At 54.6% G+C, this 17,374-nt stretch carries 15 protein-coding genes; 10 read left to right on the plus strand and 5 right to left on the minus strand.

The window, feature by feature from the left end:
- Positions 1-43: 43 nt before the first annotated feature.
- Positions 44-1,492, plus strand: coding sequence for a TrkH family potassium uptake protein (locus WNY38_RS06150; protein ID WP_342856454.1), 1,449 nt, complete (start codon positions 44-46; stop codon positions 1,490-1,492).
- Positions 1,493-1,597: 105 nt separating this feature from the next.
- On the opposite strand, the gene WNY38_RS06155 is transcribed toward WNY38_RS06150, so the two are convergent.
- Positions 1,598-3,361 (minus strand): serine protease, encoded by a 1,764-nt coding sequence (locus WNY38_RS06155; protein WP_342856455.1) that lies wholly within the window; start codon positions 3,359-3,361, stop codon positions 1,598-1,600.
- 303 nt (positions 3,362-3,664) lie between these two features.
- On the opposite strand from WNY38_RS06155, the gene WNY38_RS06160 reads away from it, so the two are divergent.
- The 9 genes from WNY38_RS06160 (at position 3,665) to glmM (ending at position 14,443) form a co-directional block, all read left to right on the plus strand.
- Positions 3,665-4,606 (plus strand): glycine--tRNA ligase subunit alpha, encoded by a 942-nt coding sequence (locus tag WNY38_RS06160; protein ID WP_342856456.1) that lies wholly within the window; start codon positions 3,665-3,667, stop codon positions 4,604-4,606.
- Positions 4,603-5,139 (plus strand): DUF6446 family protein, encoded by a 537-nt coding sequence (locus WNY38_RS06165; protein WP_342856457.1) that lies wholly within the window; start codon positions 4,603-4,605, stop codon positions 5,137-5,139. Before WNY38_RS06160 ends, WNY38_RS06165 begins: the two co-directional genes overlap by 4 nt.
- A gap of 18 nt (positions 5,140-5,157) precedes the next feature.
- Positions 5,158-7,470: a glycine--tRNA ligase subunit beta gene (gene glyS, locus WNY38_RS06170; protein WP_342856458.1), complete on the plus strand. Its 2,313-nt coding sequence runs from the start codon at positions 5,158-5,160 to the stop codon at positions 7,468-7,470.
- Positions 7,471-7,557: 87 nt separating this feature from the next.
- Entirely contained in the window at positions 7,558-10,122 is a 2,565-nt protein-coding gene (locus WNY38_RS06175) for a putative PEP-binding protein (protein ID WP_342856459.1), read from the plus strand.
- Positions 10,123-10,296: 174 nt separating this feature from the next.
- Complete coding sequence (locus WNY38_RS06180) at positions 10,297-10,989, plus strand: cell wall hydrolase (RefSeq protein ID WP_342856460.1); 693 nt, start codon at positions 10,297-10,299, stop codon at positions 10,987-10,989.
- Between the two features lie 14 nt (positions 10,990-11,003).
- On the plus strand, positions 11,004-11,138 hold the full coding sequence (locus WNY38_RS06185; protein ID WP_342856461.1) for a hypothetical protein: 135 nt from the start codon (positions 11,004-11,006) through the stop codon (positions 11,136-11,138).
- The gene (locus WNY38_RS06190; RefSeq protein WP_342856583.1) at positions 11,135-12,058 is read left to right on the plus strand and encodes a dihydroneopterin aldolase; all 924 of its coding nucleotides are present in this window, start codon (positions 11,135-11,137) and stop codon (positions 12,056-12,058) included. The genes WNY38_RS06185 and WNY38_RS06190 overlap by 4 nt, the downstream gene beginning before the upstream one ends.
- A 17-nt stretch (positions 12,059-12,075) precedes the next feature.
- Positions 12,076-13,107 (plus strand): dihydropteroate synthase, encoded by a 1,032-nt coding sequence (folP, locus tag WNY38_RS06195; RefSeq protein ID WP_342856462.1) that lies wholly within the window; start codon positions 12,076-12,078, stop codon positions 13,105-13,107.
- Positions 13,097-14,443: a phosphoglucosamine mutase gene (glmM, locus tag WNY38_RS06200; protein ID WP_342856463.1), complete on the plus strand. Its 1,347-nt coding sequence runs from the start codon at positions 13,097-13,099 to the stop codon at positions 14,441-14,443. The genes folP and glmM overlap by 11 nt, the downstream gene beginning before the upstream one ends.
- 63 nt (positions 14,444-14,506) lie before the next feature.
- Here the strand turns inward: glmM and WNY38_RS06205 are convergent, their stop codons facing one another.
- The 4 genes from WNY38_RS06205 to WNY38_RS06220 all read right to left on the minus strand — a co-directional run bounded on the left by WNY38_RS06205 (position 14,507) and on the right by WNY38_RS06220 (position 17,374).
- On the minus strand, positions 14,507-14,878 hold the full coding sequence (locus WNY38_RS06205; RefSeq protein WP_342856464.1) for a hypothetical protein: 372 nt from the start codon (positions 14,876-14,878) through the stop codon (positions 14,507-14,509).
- Between the two features lie 115 nt (positions 14,879-14,993).
- The gene (locus tag WNY38_RS06210; protein ID WP_342856465.1) at positions 14,994-15,455 is read right to left on the minus strand and encodes a hypothetical protein; all 462 of its coding nucleotides are present in this window, start codon (positions 15,453-15,455) and stop codon (positions 14,994-14,996) included.
- Between the two features lie 134 nt (positions 15,456-15,589).
- A complete protein-coding gene (locus WNY38_RS06215; RefSeq protein WP_342856466.1) occupies positions 15,590-16,063 on the minus strand; it encodes a tRNA (cytidine(34)-2'-O)-methyltransferase in 474 nt (157 codons plus the stop codon).
- 501 nt (positions 16,064-16,564) lie between these two features.
- The gene (locus WNY38_RS06220) at positions 16,565-17,374 is read right to left on the minus strand and encodes an inositol monophosphatase family protein (RefSeq protein ID WP_342856467.1); all 810 of its coding nucleotides are present in this window, start codon (positions 17,372-17,374) and stop codon (positions 16,565-16,567) included.

Here is a 17,374-nt window from a genome sequence, read left to right on the forward strand (position 1 = left end):
TCGTGACTTGACTTGGTCGTAATCAAAAGCCAAGCCTTGCCAAATGAACGATCTTAGACCTGTTGGATATGTCATTGGCTACCTTGTGGCCGCCTTGGGCTTGACCATGCTCATTCCCATGGGGGTTGACCTATGGGCGGGCAGCGGCGATTGGGCTGTGTTTTTCGCGTCAGGCCTAATCACGTTTGTTGGGGGCGGATCTATTGCTTTGGCCTGTTCCAACGGCCTGTCGGACCGGCTGTCGATTCAACAGATTTTTCTTTTGACAACAGTTATTTGGGTCGCTCTTCCAATGTTTGGTGGCTTGCCGTTTATGCTGGGCGCGACTGAAGCCAGCCTCACAGATGCATTTTTTGAAGCCATGTCGGGCATGACCACAACAGGGGCCACCGTGTTCTCTGGTTTGGACGAGTTACCACCAGGAATTTTGTTGTGGCGCTCTATGCTGCAGTGGTTTGGCGGCGTTGGTATCATTGTTGTCGCCATGGTATTTCTGCCTGAGCTGCGCGTGGGTGGGATGCAGGTGTTTAAATCTGAGGCCTTTGACACAGATGGCAAAGTTTTGCCCCGCGCCGCTCAAATCGCCAATCGTATTTCCAGCATTTACGTTGTGCTGACGCTTTTGTGCTACCTGTGTTATATCATCGTTGGCATGCCGGCGTTCGATGCGCTGAACCACGCGCTGACCACTATGTCGACTGGCGGGTTTTCCACCCACGATGCCTCTTTCGGTGCGTTTCAAGGGCCCGCTGAATATGTGGCCTCTTTCTTTATGATCCTCGCCTCTTTGCCTTTTGTGCGTTACGTGCAATTGCTACAAGGCACGGCCAAGCCGCTGTGGCGCGATAGCCAAATCCATACCTATCTTAGCGTGATTTTCGCCTTTGTTATCGTGTTCACAGCTTACCGCTTGATTGCCAACGGAGATTACCTAGAGCACTCGTTACGCGAAGGTCTTTTCAATGTGACATCGATTATTTCGGGCACAGGCTTTGCCTCTGTCGATTATCAGCTTTGGGGAGCCTTCCCTGCGGTGGCGTTCTTTTTCATTGGCTTGGTTGGCGGCTGCGCGGGATCGACAGCCTGTTCGGTTAAAGTTTTCCGCTACCAGCTTTTGATCGCGTCCGTGCGGGCGCAGATTCGCAAAATTCACTCGCCGCACGGGATTTTTACGCCGCGCTATCAAGGGCGTCCGGTGTCTGAAGATGTGCTGTCGTCTGTTATGGCCTTCTTTAGTCTATTCATCGTGACGCTTGGGGTGACCTCTGTTTTGCTGGCGGCGACGGGGCTTGATTTTGTCACCGCCGTGTCTGGTGCCGCTGCCGCCTTGGCCTGTATTGGACCTGGGCTGGGGGATATCATTGGCCCTGCGGGCAATTATGCGACGCTCAACGATCCTGCGAAATGGATTTTGGCGATTGCGATGTTGGTGGGGCGTCTTGAGGTTATGTCAGTTTTTGCGCTGTTCACCATTCGGTTTTGGCGCACTTAAGCCCAAGGCGACAAAATTGCGCAAACTGAAGTTTGCAGGTGAAAAAGCCCCGCAAAACGATTGTCTGCAGGGCTTTTCTTTGAACGTCGCTTGAAGGTGATGCGACTAGTTCCAGCAGCTCACCAAAGCTGTGATGTCGCGGCCTGTGGACACCAGCTGCGCGTCTGACATGTCGCTATTATTTTCAGACGCGCTCATTGTCACGCCATTGCCTGACAAAAAGACAGCAAGTTTTTCCATGTCGTAGGCAAAAGCCACATCGGTCGGCAGCGCGCGGCCTGTATCGGGCGCTGGGGCCAGCATCCCAACCACACCACCAGTTGGTGCCAGCACAGGCCCGCCAATCTCGCTTGGCAAGGCTGTCAAAGACAAGCGCAACACATCGTCTTCGCCTGCCAGTCCCACATGTTCTGCCATCGTGCCGTAGTTCAAAGAGGCTGCGCCCAGACGTCCGCCGTAAGCATAGCCAGAGACGGAAATTTCAGACTGAAGGCGCGGCAAACGCATATCGAAGCCAGCATGGGTCGGTGGCGCAAGAACAGCATCTGGCGCAAGAAGAGCCATGCCGTTTTCATTCGCCACAACTTTGGCCGAATAGATGTTGTCCAAGGTGATATTGGCGCATTGATCGACAACGGAGGAAGATGTAAGAACATACCCTTTGCCATCAACGTAAAACCCAGACCCCACCATGTCGGGGCGGCGAATGTCCAAACCAGCCAACAAATTGATGTCTTGTGCAACGCCATCGCCATAAGCGTCGGGCAGCACCGCATCGGTGGCGGACCATTTGCGCATCGCGGCCAGCGCCATGTCGCGGCGTTGGTCGTCACCGTTTGGCCAAATCAGAGTAAAGCCTTTGACGCGCCCTGATTGCAGTCGCGCCTCTGTGGTTGAACTCAAAGAGCTGTCAGTGCCAGTCAGGGTAAAGCTGGACGCCTTGCGCGAGCGTGGTCCTTCAAGGGGCACGATATCGAGTGTTTGCATGATTTCATACAAACCGGCAAGAGTGGCATCGTCGCCGGATTGCGAAATCAACAGCACTTCGACACCGCTGCCGTCTTTTGATTTGTACTTGGCGAAAGGCGGCGTGTAGGCATCGAATTCGACCAAACCCAAAGGTAAGTCGATCATAAGCCCCGCAATCTCGTCGTTCACAAGTGTAAGGCCGAGGCTTTGCACGAAAGCTCTGTAGGTGCCGACAACTTCTGTGCGTTGCGCCGTGGTCAAGACGCCGGTGGATTGATAGCCCTTGGACGCTTGCCAAGCTGCCATTGATCCGCGTGTGCCGCGTCCGAATGATCCGTCGATAGTGGATTTGTAAAACCCTGCGAATTTTAACGCGACCTGCAATTCTTCACGACTTGCGCGATCCAAAGCGCTTTCAGACCGGCGTGCTTCGGCCAGCGTTTCTTCGCGCGTGGGCTCGATGGTGACAGCCTCAGGGATTGCAGAGGTTTCTGCCGTTTGAATTGGAGCCGCAGGTGCAATGGCCGGAACCGCAGGGGCAACGGCTGGTGCCGCAGGTGTCAAAACAGCTACGCCACCAACAGGCCAAAAAGCTTGGCGGTAGTCTGTGCCGTCCGCAATGAAACTGTCGCTTGGGATGACGCCTTGCGCACGCAAAGACCTGCGCGCAGCTTCGGCATCTATGTTATCTGCGTAAGGGCCAAGTGCTATCGCATGCCAGCGTCCTGCAAGTTTAAAGCCTGCGACGTTTTGTAATGTTCCAGAATAACTGCGGGCCGATTGTATGGCTGTGGTCAAAGAGGGCTGTGCCTCGATTTGGATCCATGCATCCGCAAGGGCAGTGCCAGAGTAAAGCGAGGCAACAAGCCCCATTTGGAGAGCAACAAAATAACGTGTCATATACAACCCTGCGTCCTGTGTGAGCATTTCGCTCTTTTTCTTCGGTTAGGACAAGAAAGCAGACCGCCCATAAGGTCAATATGTTGACACGTGTTTTTGATCGTTTTCAGTATCTCGCGCCCAAAAGGCGACCCAGATGGCCTGACTTAGCGAAACTATCGTGGCAAAGGGCCGCAAAGGGGGACGGATGCGTGGCTTTTGATTGACGCCCCCGCGTGGCTTGCCTATTTAAAACCCGCATTCCAGATCATCGGCGCGCGCTTTCTTGGCGTTGGCCTGACACAAGATTGGCAAGGGAACCCCATGTCGCAGACACTTGATAAACCGCGCTCCTTTCAGGAGATCATCCTTAGACTTCAGGCCTATTGGGCGTCAAAAGGCTGCGCTATTTTGCAGCCCTACGATATGGAAGTCGGGGCGGGGACATTCCACCCTGCGACCACCCTGCGCTCGCTTGGCACAAACCCTTGGGCCGCAGCTTACGTGCAACCCTCGCGTCGCCCCACAGACGGACGTTACGGTGAAAATCCCAACCGTTTGCAGCACTATTACCAATACCAAGTGGTGATCAAGCCCAGCCCGAAAGACCTGCAAGAGCTCTACCTTGGCTCGCTCAAAGCCATCGGTATCGACGCCGAATTGCACGACATTCGGTTTGTCGAAGACGATTGGGAATCGCCAACACTCGGCGCTTGGGGCCTTGGCTGGGAAGTGTGGTGTGATGGCATGGAAGTGTCGCAGTTCACCTATTTCCAGCAAGTCGGCGGTCATGATTGCACGCCTGTGTCCGGCGAATTGACCTACGGGTTAGAGCGTTTGGCGATGTATATCCTCAGCGTTGATCACGTGATGGACATGCCGTTCAATGACCCGTCGTCCCCGACACCATTGACCTACGGTGATGTGTTCAAACAGACCGAAGAAGAATACGCCCGTCATAACTTTGATGCGGCCAACACTGAAAAGCTTCTTAAAAACTTCGAAGAGGCCGAAGCCGAATGTCACGCCTTGCTGTCTGTGCCTGCGGATGATCCCAAAACCGGCAAACGCATCATCATGGTGCACCCTGCCTATGATCAATGCATCAAGGCCTCGCATATCTTTAACCTGCTCGATGCGCGTGGCGTGATTTCGGTCACCGAACGCCAAGCCTATATCGGACGTGTGCGCACGCTGGCCAAGGCCTGTGCCGATGCCTTCGTGCAAACCAAAGCTGGGGGCTATGTGCCCGAGGCCGCAGAATGAAGGGCTCCATCGTGGCAGGCGGCATCTTAGTTACCACTGCGATATTTGGCATAGGGCTCTACTACAGCCAAGTCTACGCTTACTACGATCCAATCGAGGTCAACTCGCCTGCCGCTGTGGTCTTTGCGACCACATTTGGTGGCGCGTCTGAGGACATTTTGGCCGAAGACTTCGAAGGCATCGATGCCAACACATCGCCGATCAAATATCGCTCATGCTTCAAGACACCCTTGTCGCAGGCGATGATGACTGAAACCTTCATACCACATGAGGCGCCCACACCTTTGACGGCCCCAAGCTGGTTTGATTGTTTCGACGCCAAAACGCTTGAGGCTGATATCGAGAGCGGTGCGGCCATGGCCTTTATGGGCACGGAAAATATCGTTTACGGCATCGACCGCGTTTTGGCCGTCTATGCCGATGGTCGCGCTTTCGCGTGGCATCAAATCAATGCGTGCGGCGCGACCGTCTTTGAAGGTGAACCCGCACCCGAAGGCTGTCCGCCAGCCCCAGCCATCAACGCTGGCCAGTAAGCCTAAAGGATCAACATTATGCCCGATCTTATGATTGAACTGTTCTCTGAAGAAATCCCCGCACGGATGCAAAAACGCGCCGCTGAGGATTTGAAAAAACTGGTCACCAACGGACTTGTCGAGGCGGGTCTGACCTATGCCTCTGCTGGCGCTTTCGCCACGCCGCGTCGCTTGGCCTTGTCTGTTGAGGGCCTCTTGGCGGAAAGCCCCACCACCGTCGAAGAGCGCAAAGGCCCGCGGGTTGATGCGCCCGAAAAAGCGCTCGAAGGCTTCTTGCGCGGCGCTGGCGTCGCCAAAGAAGACTTGGGCACGGTGGAAGAAAAGAAAGGCACATTCTATGTCGCCAAAATCACCAAGCAAGGCCGCGCAGCCGCACCGATCATTGCCGAAGTTTTGGAAAAAGCGATCCGCACTTTTCCTTGGCCAAAATCCATGCGCTGGGGCACGGGTAGCCTGAAATGGGTGCGGCCTTTGCACTCTATCATCTGCATTTTGTCTGCCGAGGATGGCTCTGAAGTCGTCGAATTTGACATCGATGGCATTGCCTCTGGGCGTTCCACCCGTGGGCACCGCTTTATGGCACCGGATGCGTTTGATGTGACGTCTTTTGACGATTACTCATCTAAGTTGAAATCCGCTTTCGTGATGCTGGACGCGACTGAGCGCGCCGATCACATCTGGCATGACGCCACCAATCAAGCCTTTGCTCAAGGTTTGGAAGTGGTTGAAGACGCTGGTCTTTTGGCCGAGGTCGCAGGGCTTGTTGAATGGCCTGTTGTGCTTATGGGCAACATCGGCGCGAATTTCTTGGACCTGCCGCCTGAGGTTTTGCAAACTTCGATGAAAGAGCACCAAAAGTTCTTCTCGGTCAGAAACCCTAAAACGGGCCGCATTGAGAAATTCGTAACAGTCGCCAACCGCGAAACGGCTGACCAAGGGGCTACCATTTTGGCGGGCAACGAAAAGGTTCTGTCGGCTCGTTTGGCGGATGCGAAGTTTTTCTGGGACAATGACATCCGTACTGTTGAGCGCGAAGGCTTAGTGGCCATGTCAGGCCCGCTTGCAAACGTGACATTCCATAATAAACTTGGCTCTCAGGCCGAGCGCATTGCACGCATTGCAGCGCTCGCGCGTGAAATTGCGCCGATTGTAGGTGCTGATGCGGATGAAGCAGAGCTGGCCGCGAAAGTCGCCAAGGCTGATCTGTCGTCTGAAATGGTCTATGAGTTCCCAGAACTGCAAGGCATCATGGGGCGTTATTACGCCAAAAAGGCTGGCTTGTCTGACGCCGTCGCTGATGCCTGCCGCGATCACTATTCACCGCTGGGCCCATCAGATGACGTGCCAACAGATCCCGTGTCCGTCGCTGTGGCCCTCGCTGACAAGCTCGATACGCTGACAGGCTTCTGGGCCATCGATGAAAAGCCAACAGGATCGAAAGACCCCTTTGCGCTGCGCCGTGCTGCGTTGGGTGTTATTCGATTAGTGCTCACTAATGAAGTGCGTTTAAAAATGAACGAACTGTTCTGCAATGTTGCCATGGAAAGGGAAGCGCGAGTGCGCGCTGAATTGCAACAAAAAATGGTTTCTGATCTAATTTCCTCCTATGAAGATGGTCGCGAAATATCTGAGCAGTTTCGAATTGCAGACAACGAAGAAGCCTTGCATGCATTTGATCTTTTGAAAACAGCGCCGAAGCAGGGTGTTTCAATATCTAGACTGATGCCATCTGCGGAAAAAATTGCTGATGCTGTTATTGGGCAACAAAGAGGCAATGAGTGGCGTAATTCTACAATGCCGATGATTGATAACCTCCTTTCCTTCTTCCATGACCGTCTAAAAGTCTTCCTCAAAGACGAAGGCATTCGTCACGATGTGATCGATGCCTGCCTTGCGATGGACGGGGCAGATGACATCACTCTGCTGGTCAAACGCGCACGGGCTTTGTCGCAAACGCTGGCCACAGAAGACGGCATGAACCTGATCCAAGGCTTCAAACGCGCCAACAACATTCTGACGCAGGCCGAAGCCAAAGATGGCGTGGAATATTCCTACGGTCCCGACATCAAATTCGCCGAAGAAGACGCGGAAAAAGCATTGTTTGCAGCCCTTGATACCGCTGAGGCGGCGATCAAACCTGCAATGGCCTCTGAAGACTTTGAGGGCGCAATGTCGGCCATGGCCGCAATGCGCGGCGCTGTGGATGCGTTTTTTGAAGCGGTTCAGGTCAATTCAGACAATTCCGTGGTGCGCCGCAACCGTTTGAATCTGTTGGGACGCATTCGCGACATTTGTTTGTCGGTGGCAGATTTATCTAAACTTGACGGATAAACGTGTAAAATCAGCACGGGGGGCAACGTTTTCATTGCGCCCCGCGCACACAGGCGCTTAATCTGTGCACTCATAGGGAGCGCCGCAGTGCAGCAAAATAATGACAGTCTTGGGTATACCCGTATTCGTCGCGTGGCGCCAATTGACGTTGGCACCCACGGTGGGCGCGCAAAATGTTTGCAGCGTCTGGTGCGCCTTGATTTTCCAGTGCCAGAAACCGTGGCATTGTCGTTTGATGCTGTGCGAAAACTGGCCGATGGGCACCCGCTGGGTCTCAGCGCTTTACTGAAAACTTTTGGCAGTGCGCCGCTGTTGACCGTGCGGCCCTCAAGCGAGGACCCTGATTGGGGCGGTCCTGGCGCGATGCTTAACGTGGGCATGAATGAGCAACGCCACGCGGAACTGACCAAAACCCACGGGGCCGACACAGCAGACGAGCTGTATTTGCGATTTGTGCAATCCTACGCGATTCATATCGAACGTTTGGACCCTGAAGAGTTCGAAAATGACAGTGCGACGCCTGTTCATCTGGCGTTGAAATCTGCGCTGGATGCCTATGAGAATGAAACCGACGAACCGTTTCCACAGGACGTCGAGACGCAATTGATAAAAGTGCTACGCTCAATGGCGCGCGCATGGTCTGGCACCACGGCGCGTTTGCTGCGTCAAGCCAAGGGCGCGCCTGCGGACGCCGGACTTGGGCTTATCGTGCAAGCCATGTCATTTGGGGTCGGACCCGGCGAAAGTGGCGCTGGCGTCATTCAGCTGATCGACGAGGAAACGGGCGCGCCTTTGATCCGCGGCAGGTACAAGCGTCAAGCGATAGGTCGAAGCGCGCTGACGGATCAATCGGACGTGATGTATTTGACGCAAGATGCGCGCGGGCCATCGCTTGAGGCGGATTGTCCAAAGCTGTTCGAGCAACTCACGACGACGGCACAGCTCTGTCGCGCCAAGCTGCGCGACGAGATGCAACTGGAATTCATAATTGAAAACAATAAGTTGGTTATTTTGGACGCGGTGCGCGTACAGCGATCAACCCGCGCGACGTTGCGCGTTGCCGTTCAATTGGCCGAAGACGGCATCATTCCCAAATCGGATGCAGTGCTGCGTATTCCGCCGCGCTCTTTGACGGAACTTTTGCACCCGCAAATTGACCCAACCGCAGCGCGTTCGGTTTTTGCCAAAGGGATTGCTGCTAGCCCAGGTGGCGCGGTCGGACGATTGGTGTTCTCATCGGCAGGGGCGCAAGCTTCAGAGGCGCGCGGTGAGGCTTGTATCTTGGTGCGACGCGAAACCGCCCCAGAAGACATTCGCGGCATGCATTCGTCTGTTGGTGTATTAACCGAGCGTGGGGGTGTCACGTCACATGCGGCTGTGATCGCGCGGGGCATGGGTGTGCCTTGTGTTGTTGGCGCGTCGATGACGATCAATTCACGCAAGAAGACTATAACCGGCGCAAATGGGCAGACCTTGAACGAGGGCGATATGATCACGCTCGACGGCTCTGCCGGCGAGGCGTTGATGGGCGAGACCAAGATGTTACCGCCGGTCAAAGACTATTGGTATTTGCAGCTGATGGATTGGGCAGACGCCATCCGTGATATCGATGTGCGCGCCAACGCCGACACGCCCGCAGACGCCGCCATGGCCCGCGATTTTAAGGCGCAGGGCATTGGGTTGTGTCGTACGGAACATATGTTTTTCGAAGGAGATCGTTTGACGGTGATGCGCGAGATGATTTTCGCTGCCACCCATGAGGATCGTCAAGAAGCGATTTCAAGATTGTTGCCGATGCAGCGTTCTGATTTTATCGAGCTGTTTCGCATTATGCAGGGGCAACCTGTTTGTATTCGCTTGCTTGATCCCCCGTTGCATGAATTTTTGCCCTCAGACAGGGCAGGGGCCAAGGAATTGGCTGAAGCGTTGGATTTGCCTTTGTCCGATGTGACTCGTCGGATCGAGTGGCTGTCAGAATTCAACCCTATGCTTGGGATGCGCGGTGTCCGGTTGGGGATTACATTCCCCGAGATCTATGAGATGCAAGCCCGCGCGATTTTTGAAGCGACGATCGAAGCCTCTAAACTGGGTGATCCGGTTGTGCCCGAGGTTATGATTCCGCTGGTGTCAGCGATGCGCGAAGTCGAGCTGGTCAAGACCTTAGTCGACGGTGTCGCGGCGGCTGTGCGCAATGAAAAAGGGGCTGAGTTCACCTACCGGCTTGGCGTGATGGTCGAGACGCCTCGGGCGGCGTTGCGCGCGCATGAAATTGCGCAGCACGCGGCCTTCTTGTCTTTCGGGACCAACGATTTGACGCAGATGGCCTACGGGCTGTCACGTGATGACGCGGGGCGCTTTATGAGCGCTTACGTCCAGCAAGGCGTGTTTCCCGAAGACCCGTTTCACACGCTTGATGTCGATGGTGTGGGCGAGCTTTTAACGATTGGTGCTGCGCGCGGGCGCAAGGCCTCGCCCAATATTGTTCTGTCGGTTTGTGGCGAACATGGTGGCAACCCCGAATCTATCGCCTTTTGCCGTGCCGCAGGATTCGATTATGTATCCTGTTCTCCCTTCCGTGTCCCCGTGGCGCGCTTGGCTGCAGCACAATTGGTCGCAGCTGAAGAAAAGGCGAGTCGTGGATCGCATAAGTAACTGATTTTAATGTTTTAATTTATATTTCCAGTGAATATTTTGTGACAAAAAGCGCGACATCTTGGCCCTTCAGGGTGGGCAAGGGGACGCTTGGGTGGACGTTTGTTTGAAATTGGCCTATATCGGCGTCCGAAATACTGCGCTCTTGCTGATTTTATGAGCGCCTTAGGAAAGATGAAGACCTTGAAAATTACGCTCAAAGCCATAGCCCTGACTGCCCTAATCGGGGCTACGTTCTTGCCCTTTGGGGTACAAGCGGACGTGACCTTGAGCACTTCCAATGATCCAAACGCATTTCTGGGCGCACAGGTGTCTCAGCTTTTGACCCATGAACGCGATTCTGTCATGGCAATTGAAACTGATACCGTGGCGCAATTGTTGGCGAACTTTAAACCCGTCACCAAACCAAAGCCCCCTATGCAGGTTGAGTACTCAAAACAGTTTTTAGCCGAGCAGCCCGCCGCGAGCGGTGGCGAAAATTGGGAATGTTTGACTCAGGCCTTGTACTTCGAAGCGCGGGGCGAAAGTGTCAAAGGCCAATTCGCGGTTGCTGAAGTGATCCTTAACCGTGCATCGTCATCGAAATTTCCCGATTCTGTTTGCGATGTCATCAATCAGGGCACAGGGAAAAAGTATCAGTGTCAGTTCACATACACTTGTGATGGGCGTGCCGAAGTGATCAACGAGAAAAAAGCTTGGACACGTGTTGGTAAAATCGCACGTTTGATGCTGGATGGTGCGCCGCGTCGCCTTACTGATGGGGCTACACACTATCATACAAAAGCGGTAAACCCGCGTTGGGCGCGCGCTTTTCCAAGGACCGCATCGATTGGGGTGCATTATTTCTATCGAATGCCGCGCGCGTAACAATTGAAGCCAGAATGCGTATTTTCCCTGCCTATGATGGCGGGGTTTTGCATTTTTACGGGACTATTGCCTTGGAGCAAGCGAACAAAACCGATAGCAAGACGCCAAAGATTGCGCAGTTCCTTGCGCCCCAAACAGAGCAGTCCTGATGTCCGATATACACCTTGCTTTCGATCACCCTGAATCTCGCGCCGCTGCTATGGCAGGCGACACGCCAATGGATCGCATTTCATTGCGTGACTATGTCGCCGAAGTTGAAATTGGAGCTTTTCAGGCTGAGCGCGGTGTGTTGCAAAGGGTGAGCTTTAACATTGTTGTGGAATTGGCGCCTGTCACAGGCCCGATAGATGACGATGTGGATCGCATTTTGTCTTATGACGCGCTGACGGAGGCTATTCAGTTTGAATTGGCCGCAGAGCGTTTGAATCTGTTGGAAACACTGGCTGAACGGATCGCGACGCGAATTCTATCTGAACCGCGCGCCTTTAGAGTCTTCGTTCGGGTTGAAAAACTAGATCGTGGGCCTGGGGCGTTGGGTGTCGAAATTGTGCGCTCAGACGACCAAGCGCATAATCTTGCGACGCCAATTGATGCACCTGTGCCTCATCCTTTGATTGTGTACATGGGGACAACGGCGTTTGCTTCGTCTCAGTTGCCATTGTGGATCGACGCACTGGCAGACACAGAACAACCCGTCATCGTGGCGGTTGGTTTGCCTGATGGGCCGTGGCCTATGGCGTCGACGAAGCTCACCCAAAGGCGTATCGATCTTTTGGCAATTGAGCAAAACGCCTGGACCTTGGCCGCCCGTGATCCGCGCTGCGTTGTGCGTGCTTCACGGACAGAATTGGACTGGGCAATGAAACACGACCAGTTGTCGGTTTGGGCGCCATCCAAAATGGTGCTGGATGCCGTTGACGGACCAAAGGGCTCCGCGATTGAGATGGCAGCTTGGTTGGGCATGGAATTGAGCGCGACAGAGCTGCTGGTGATGGGCGAAGAGTTGCCACAGGGTTGTAACATACCAACACGTGCCCTTGACGTTGATGGCCCTGTAACCCTCTCTTGAGGGACACGAGGAGCCTTATGCGCAAGCTAAATCTTTATCATCGCCCTTTGATACAACAAGGGTGCTCACGCCCCGACAGCGCAGTGATTTTGGCCGGTGGACCTTTGTGGTTTACCCATGTCGAAGTGCTTTCGCGCGAGGCAGCACCCCAGATCATTGCCGCCAGTGATGCGCCGCAAGAGATCTTAGATCGGTTGTCCGTTCTAAGGCCAAACATTGCCGGTCTCAATACGGGGCAGGTCAACCTCATGGGCATTTTGAATGTGACGCCAGATAGTTTTTCGGATGGTGGCAAGTTCGAGCGGCCTGATGCGGCCATCAAGCATGCGCTTGAGATGATGGACGCAGGCGCTGATATTCTGGATGTCGGTGGCGAAAGCACGCGTCCAGGAGCGGCATATGTTACCCCAGAGGAAGAGATCGCCCGTACAGTCCCCGTGATTTCAGCCCTACGTCAAGCCTGTGCCGTGCCGATATCCATCGATACCCGCAAAGCCGATGTGGCTGCGGCGGCCCTTGCGGCAGGGGCGACATTGGTCAATGACGTCTATGCCTTTACTCATGATCCAGATTTGGCCCGCGTGACCGCAGCAGCGGGGGCGCCTGTGTGTCTGATGCATGCCCAAGGCGACCCTGAGGTTATGCAAGACAATCCAGATTACGCGGATGTGCTTTTGGACGTTTATGATTTCTTGGATGAACGTATCGAGGCCGCCGTGAGTGCAGGGATTGCGCGAAATCAGATCATGATCGACCCCGGCATTGGCTTTGGCAAAACAGTCGATCATAACCTTCAGATTATGAACCGTATTTCGCTGTTCCACAGCCTTGGCTGTCCGATCCTGCTGGGGGCGTCGCGCAAGCGGTTTATCGGCACCATTGGCAATGAACCCGAAGCGAATGAACGTCTTGGTGGATCCATCGCTGTGGCTTTGGCAGGGGCCGCGCAGGGTGTCCAAATCATTCGCGTTCACGACATAAAACAAACAAAACAAGCGCTTGCTCTTTGGCAAGCGATGAGCAGTGGAGAATACCGTGATGTCCCGTAAGTTTTTTGGCACCGATGGCATGCGTGGTCGCGCCAATTCAAACCCAATGACTGCCGAAATGGCGCTGAAACTTGGGGCGGCTGCTGGACGGTATTTTCGTCGTGATGGTGGTGGCGCACACCGTGTGATCATCGGCAAAGACACGCGCCTGTCGGGCTATATGTTCGAGACGGCCATGACAGCTGGGTTCACGTCCACGGGGATGAACGTGTTTTTGTTGGGCCCCGTCCCGACGCCCGCAGTTGGAATGATGACCACTTCGATGCGTGCAGATGTAGGCGTGATGATTTCCGCTTCGCACAACCCCGCAGAAGACAATGGCATTAAGTTTTTCGGCCCTGATGGGTTTAAACTATCCGATGAAGCAGAAATGGAAATCGAGCGCCTGTTGATGACCGATATCGAACCCGCGCAGGCCAAAAACATCGGACGCGCCAAACGAGTCGATGATGCACGCTTTCGCTACAACGAGCGGATCAAAAGCACTTTGCCGCGCGGCATGACCCTTTCGGGGCTCAAAGTCGTGATCGATTGCGCCAATGGGGCCGCGTATAAAACGGCGCCAGAAGTGCTTTGGGAGCTTGGCGCAGATGTGATCCCTGTCGGCACCACGCCTAACGGTCACAACATCAACGACCGTTGTGGATCAACATCGCCACAAACAGCCGCTGAAACCGTGATCGCCCATGGCGCCGATATGGGGATTTGCCTTGATGGTGATGCAGATCGCGTGATGATTTTAGATGAAAAAGGCCAAGTCGCGGATGGTGATCAATTGATGGCGCTTTTGGCGAAAAGCTGGGCAGATCAGGGCAAGCTGCAAGGCGGTGCTTTGGTGGCCACGGTGATGTCCAACTTGGGGCTGGAACGTTACTTGGAGGATCAAGGCCTGCGCTTGGAACGCACGGCTGTGGGGGATCGCTATGTGGTCGAGCGCATGCGTCAAGGCGGGTTCAATCTTGGCGGCGAACAATCCGGTCATATCGTGATGACTGATTATGCCACCACAGGCGACGGCCTTTTGGCGGGGCTACAGTTTTTGGCGGCGATGATCGAGACGGGCAAGAAAGCGTCTGAGCTGTCCAAAACCTTTGAAACCGTGCCGCAGCTGTTGAAAAACGTACGTTATGCGACGGGTCAAACACCGCTGGACAACGCGGGCGTCAAACGTGCGATTGCAGATGCCGAAACCAAGCTCATGGGCAACGGCCGTTTGTTGATCCGCAAATCTGGCACGGAACCCTTGATCCGTGTGATGGCGGAAAGCCTGTCTGAGGCCACGCTGAACGCGGCAGTCGACAGTGTTGTGGCCGCTGTTGAAAGTGCCACACGTTAACACGTTTTTTAAAAATAAAAGCTCTGAGGGGCGTCCCTTTTGGGGCGGCCGCCGCTCAGCGGCTTATTGCCCTGCGGAGTAGGGCGAAACGGCCATCACGGAAATCGCGTTGAGCAGGGTCCAGACCAAAGCCGCGATTTTCATGCCTTTGCCGCTATTGCCCTTTGGTTTGGCCAGCCACACCGCGCGGGCCACGGCCAAAAGATACAGGCCAAAAATCACGAAAGCAGGCGCCATTAGGCCGTAAAACATCGGCACAAACAGCATCACGATGACGATGGGCAAAAACAACAATCCGGCCAGATAGTTGCCAGCCCAGAATGTGTCGCCCAAACCTTCGCGTCCTTGCAGCAGGCTCTTCCAAAACGGCACTGTAAACATACGGGCACGGTCGGCGTTGATCTGAGCGAGCTCTTGTTCTGTTGGGTTTGTCATTGGAAGATCCTTTGTGACGGCTTGCCACTTTGATCAGGTCTGCGAGACTGTAGCAAGATGGATCAGGCGCGCGCGTTGTCGCGGGCACCTCATGTTTACAGATACGTTAGGTCTGTTACTTGCCCAGTGGAATGGTGATGCCCGTGCCCACAACGCCGTAAACCCCGTCGCCGTCGTCATAGCCCGTGGCCACGTTCATGAAGAGGTATTTGTGGTTCAGCTGAACCGATGGGGCAAAGCCCGTAAAACCGTCACCTGTGGAATGAATATAGGCGCCGACGATGCCTGCTTGTGTGTACTCTGCGATGTCCCACATTTTGGCGACGGAGACATGCAATGCTGCTGCTGATTTGCTGTCTTTGTATGCGCCAAAGCTGTAGTTCAAATCGCCAGCGCGTTCGACCCACGTGAAAATAAGGCCGGGGTTGAATTCGTTGAAATCGGAATCCGACCATGAGCCAAAATGCGTGGACGCCAGTGGAATTTGCAGCACGTCTGGAGCGATTGAACCGTCCGCTGTGGCCAATGTTGGAGCGAGAATAAGCGCCAGCGCTGCTAGAGATGTTTTGAGTTGCATCGGGACCCTGCCTGTTTTGCTGTTTCCCCTATGGCTACGCCAGCTTGCCGCCGTTTCAAATGCAAAAAGGGCCAAGCAGTTTGCATTGATGCTAAATGTTGCAGCTCGGACTCGCATGTCCTGTTTTTAGACGTTTAACCGCCCAATTGCGTGCGCATGGCCTGATAGATCACTGCTGTCGCGGTGTTCGCCAAGTTGAGCGAACGCACAACGGGATTGCGCATTGGCAGATTGAACACGCGATCTTCCATGCCGCTCAAGATCGTCTCAGGCAGGCCTTTGGACTCGCAGCCAAACACCAAATAGCCATCTTGTGGATAGTCGGGTTCGTAAAAGCTTTGCGCGCCGTGTTCTTCAAAGAAATGCAAAGCCTCGCGGGGTGGTTTGCGGTCGTCCAAAAAGCTTTGCCAGTCATCGTACTCGGTCAACTGCACATGTTGCCAGTACGTGGTGCCAGATCGCCGCACGGCTTTTTCATCCAGTGAAAACCCCAAAGGCTTTATCAAGATCAGCTCCAAACCCAGCGCCACACAAGTTCGCCCGATAGCGCCAGTGTTGTAAGGGATTTCAGGGGTCACAATGACCACTTTCATTTGCGGATCTGACATTTGGGGTTGGCTTTCTAAAGGTGAGGCGGGCGTGATCGGGCCTTTGTTGGCCCCTGTTAGCCTACGCTAGGGGGTATTCGCAATGTCGGCTGTGGCACTATGTGCGCAGTTTTGGGTTTGGGATGTTTGCTATGTGGGACAAAGTGGCCTTTCGCCTCATTAGGGTCAATGACGGTTTTGCTTCAAATGCCATAGGGCAAAGCGATTTATACCATCAATTACAGGCGTGTGGATTACCTGAATTGGGGTTGGTCGCACCGGATAGGTGCAGGCATACCGACCCAAAACGGGGTCAGTTTGGGGCCTTCCGCCGAGTCTTTTTCAAGCCATCGTGCCGATCCAGAACGACATATCCGATTGTGGGCAGCTTGATGGCAATCTCCTTCAACGCGGCGATTGCCCAAGGCCCAAATTGCTGCTCGATCCCTGATCGCAACATTTTGACGGCACACTACAACAGCATCGCACCGCTCGTGATCTGGATCGCGTATCCAAGGATGATCACGCGGATTGCACCACAGGCTTCGCCAAGACCACACCGGTCAGGTCGGAAAAGAAATCCGCCATTAAGGGCGCTGCACCCAACACAGGGTTGCCGTTGACGTAGCCATTCCCAGCGCCGTAGTCGCACACCGTGCCACCAGCCTCTTTGATCAACAAAAGTCCGGCGGCCGCGTCCCATGGTTTCATAAAGGATTCCCAGAACCCGTCGGTGCGCCCTGCCGCGCAATGGGCGAGCGACAACGCGCCAGCCCCCATCAGACGGAAACTCGTCCCGTTTTCGATAAGGTCATGCACCACACGGGCAACATCGTCAGGCGCGCTTTGAAAACTGAAGCTGATCCCCAGCACTGCATCCGTCGCTGCGGCGGTTTTCGACACGGACATCGCGCGCCCGTTCAATCGCGCACCGCCCCCTGCGTGGCACGAAAAAATCTCGTCCAGCATCGGGTCGTAGATGACACCGATCACCGCGATACCATCCACGACAAAGGCCGCAGACAGGCACCAATAGGCTGTTGCGCGCACGAAGTTCGATGTTCCGTCAATCGGATCGACAATCCAGGATGCCGCCGCCAAGTCGCCACCACTCTCCTCGCCCATGAACCCGTCGTCGGGGAACTGGCGCGTGAGAGCGTCTTTGATTGCCCGCTCGGTCGCATGGTCAACCTCGGACACAAAATCCTGCGGGCCCTTCATTTGCGTTTCATAGTCGCGTGCTTCAAATCGCGTTTTAGCGGCCTGTCCGGCTTGTTTCAAGATCGCCTCACAGGCGGTTTGTCGGTGACGGATATCTATTAAGTTCATCAT

Origin of the sequence: Pacificibacter sp. AS14, from assembly GCF_038899935.1 — a bacterium.
Classification (GTDB): domain Bacteria; phylum Pseudomonadota; class Alphaproteobacteria; order Rhodobacterales; family Rhodobacteraceae; genus Celeribacter.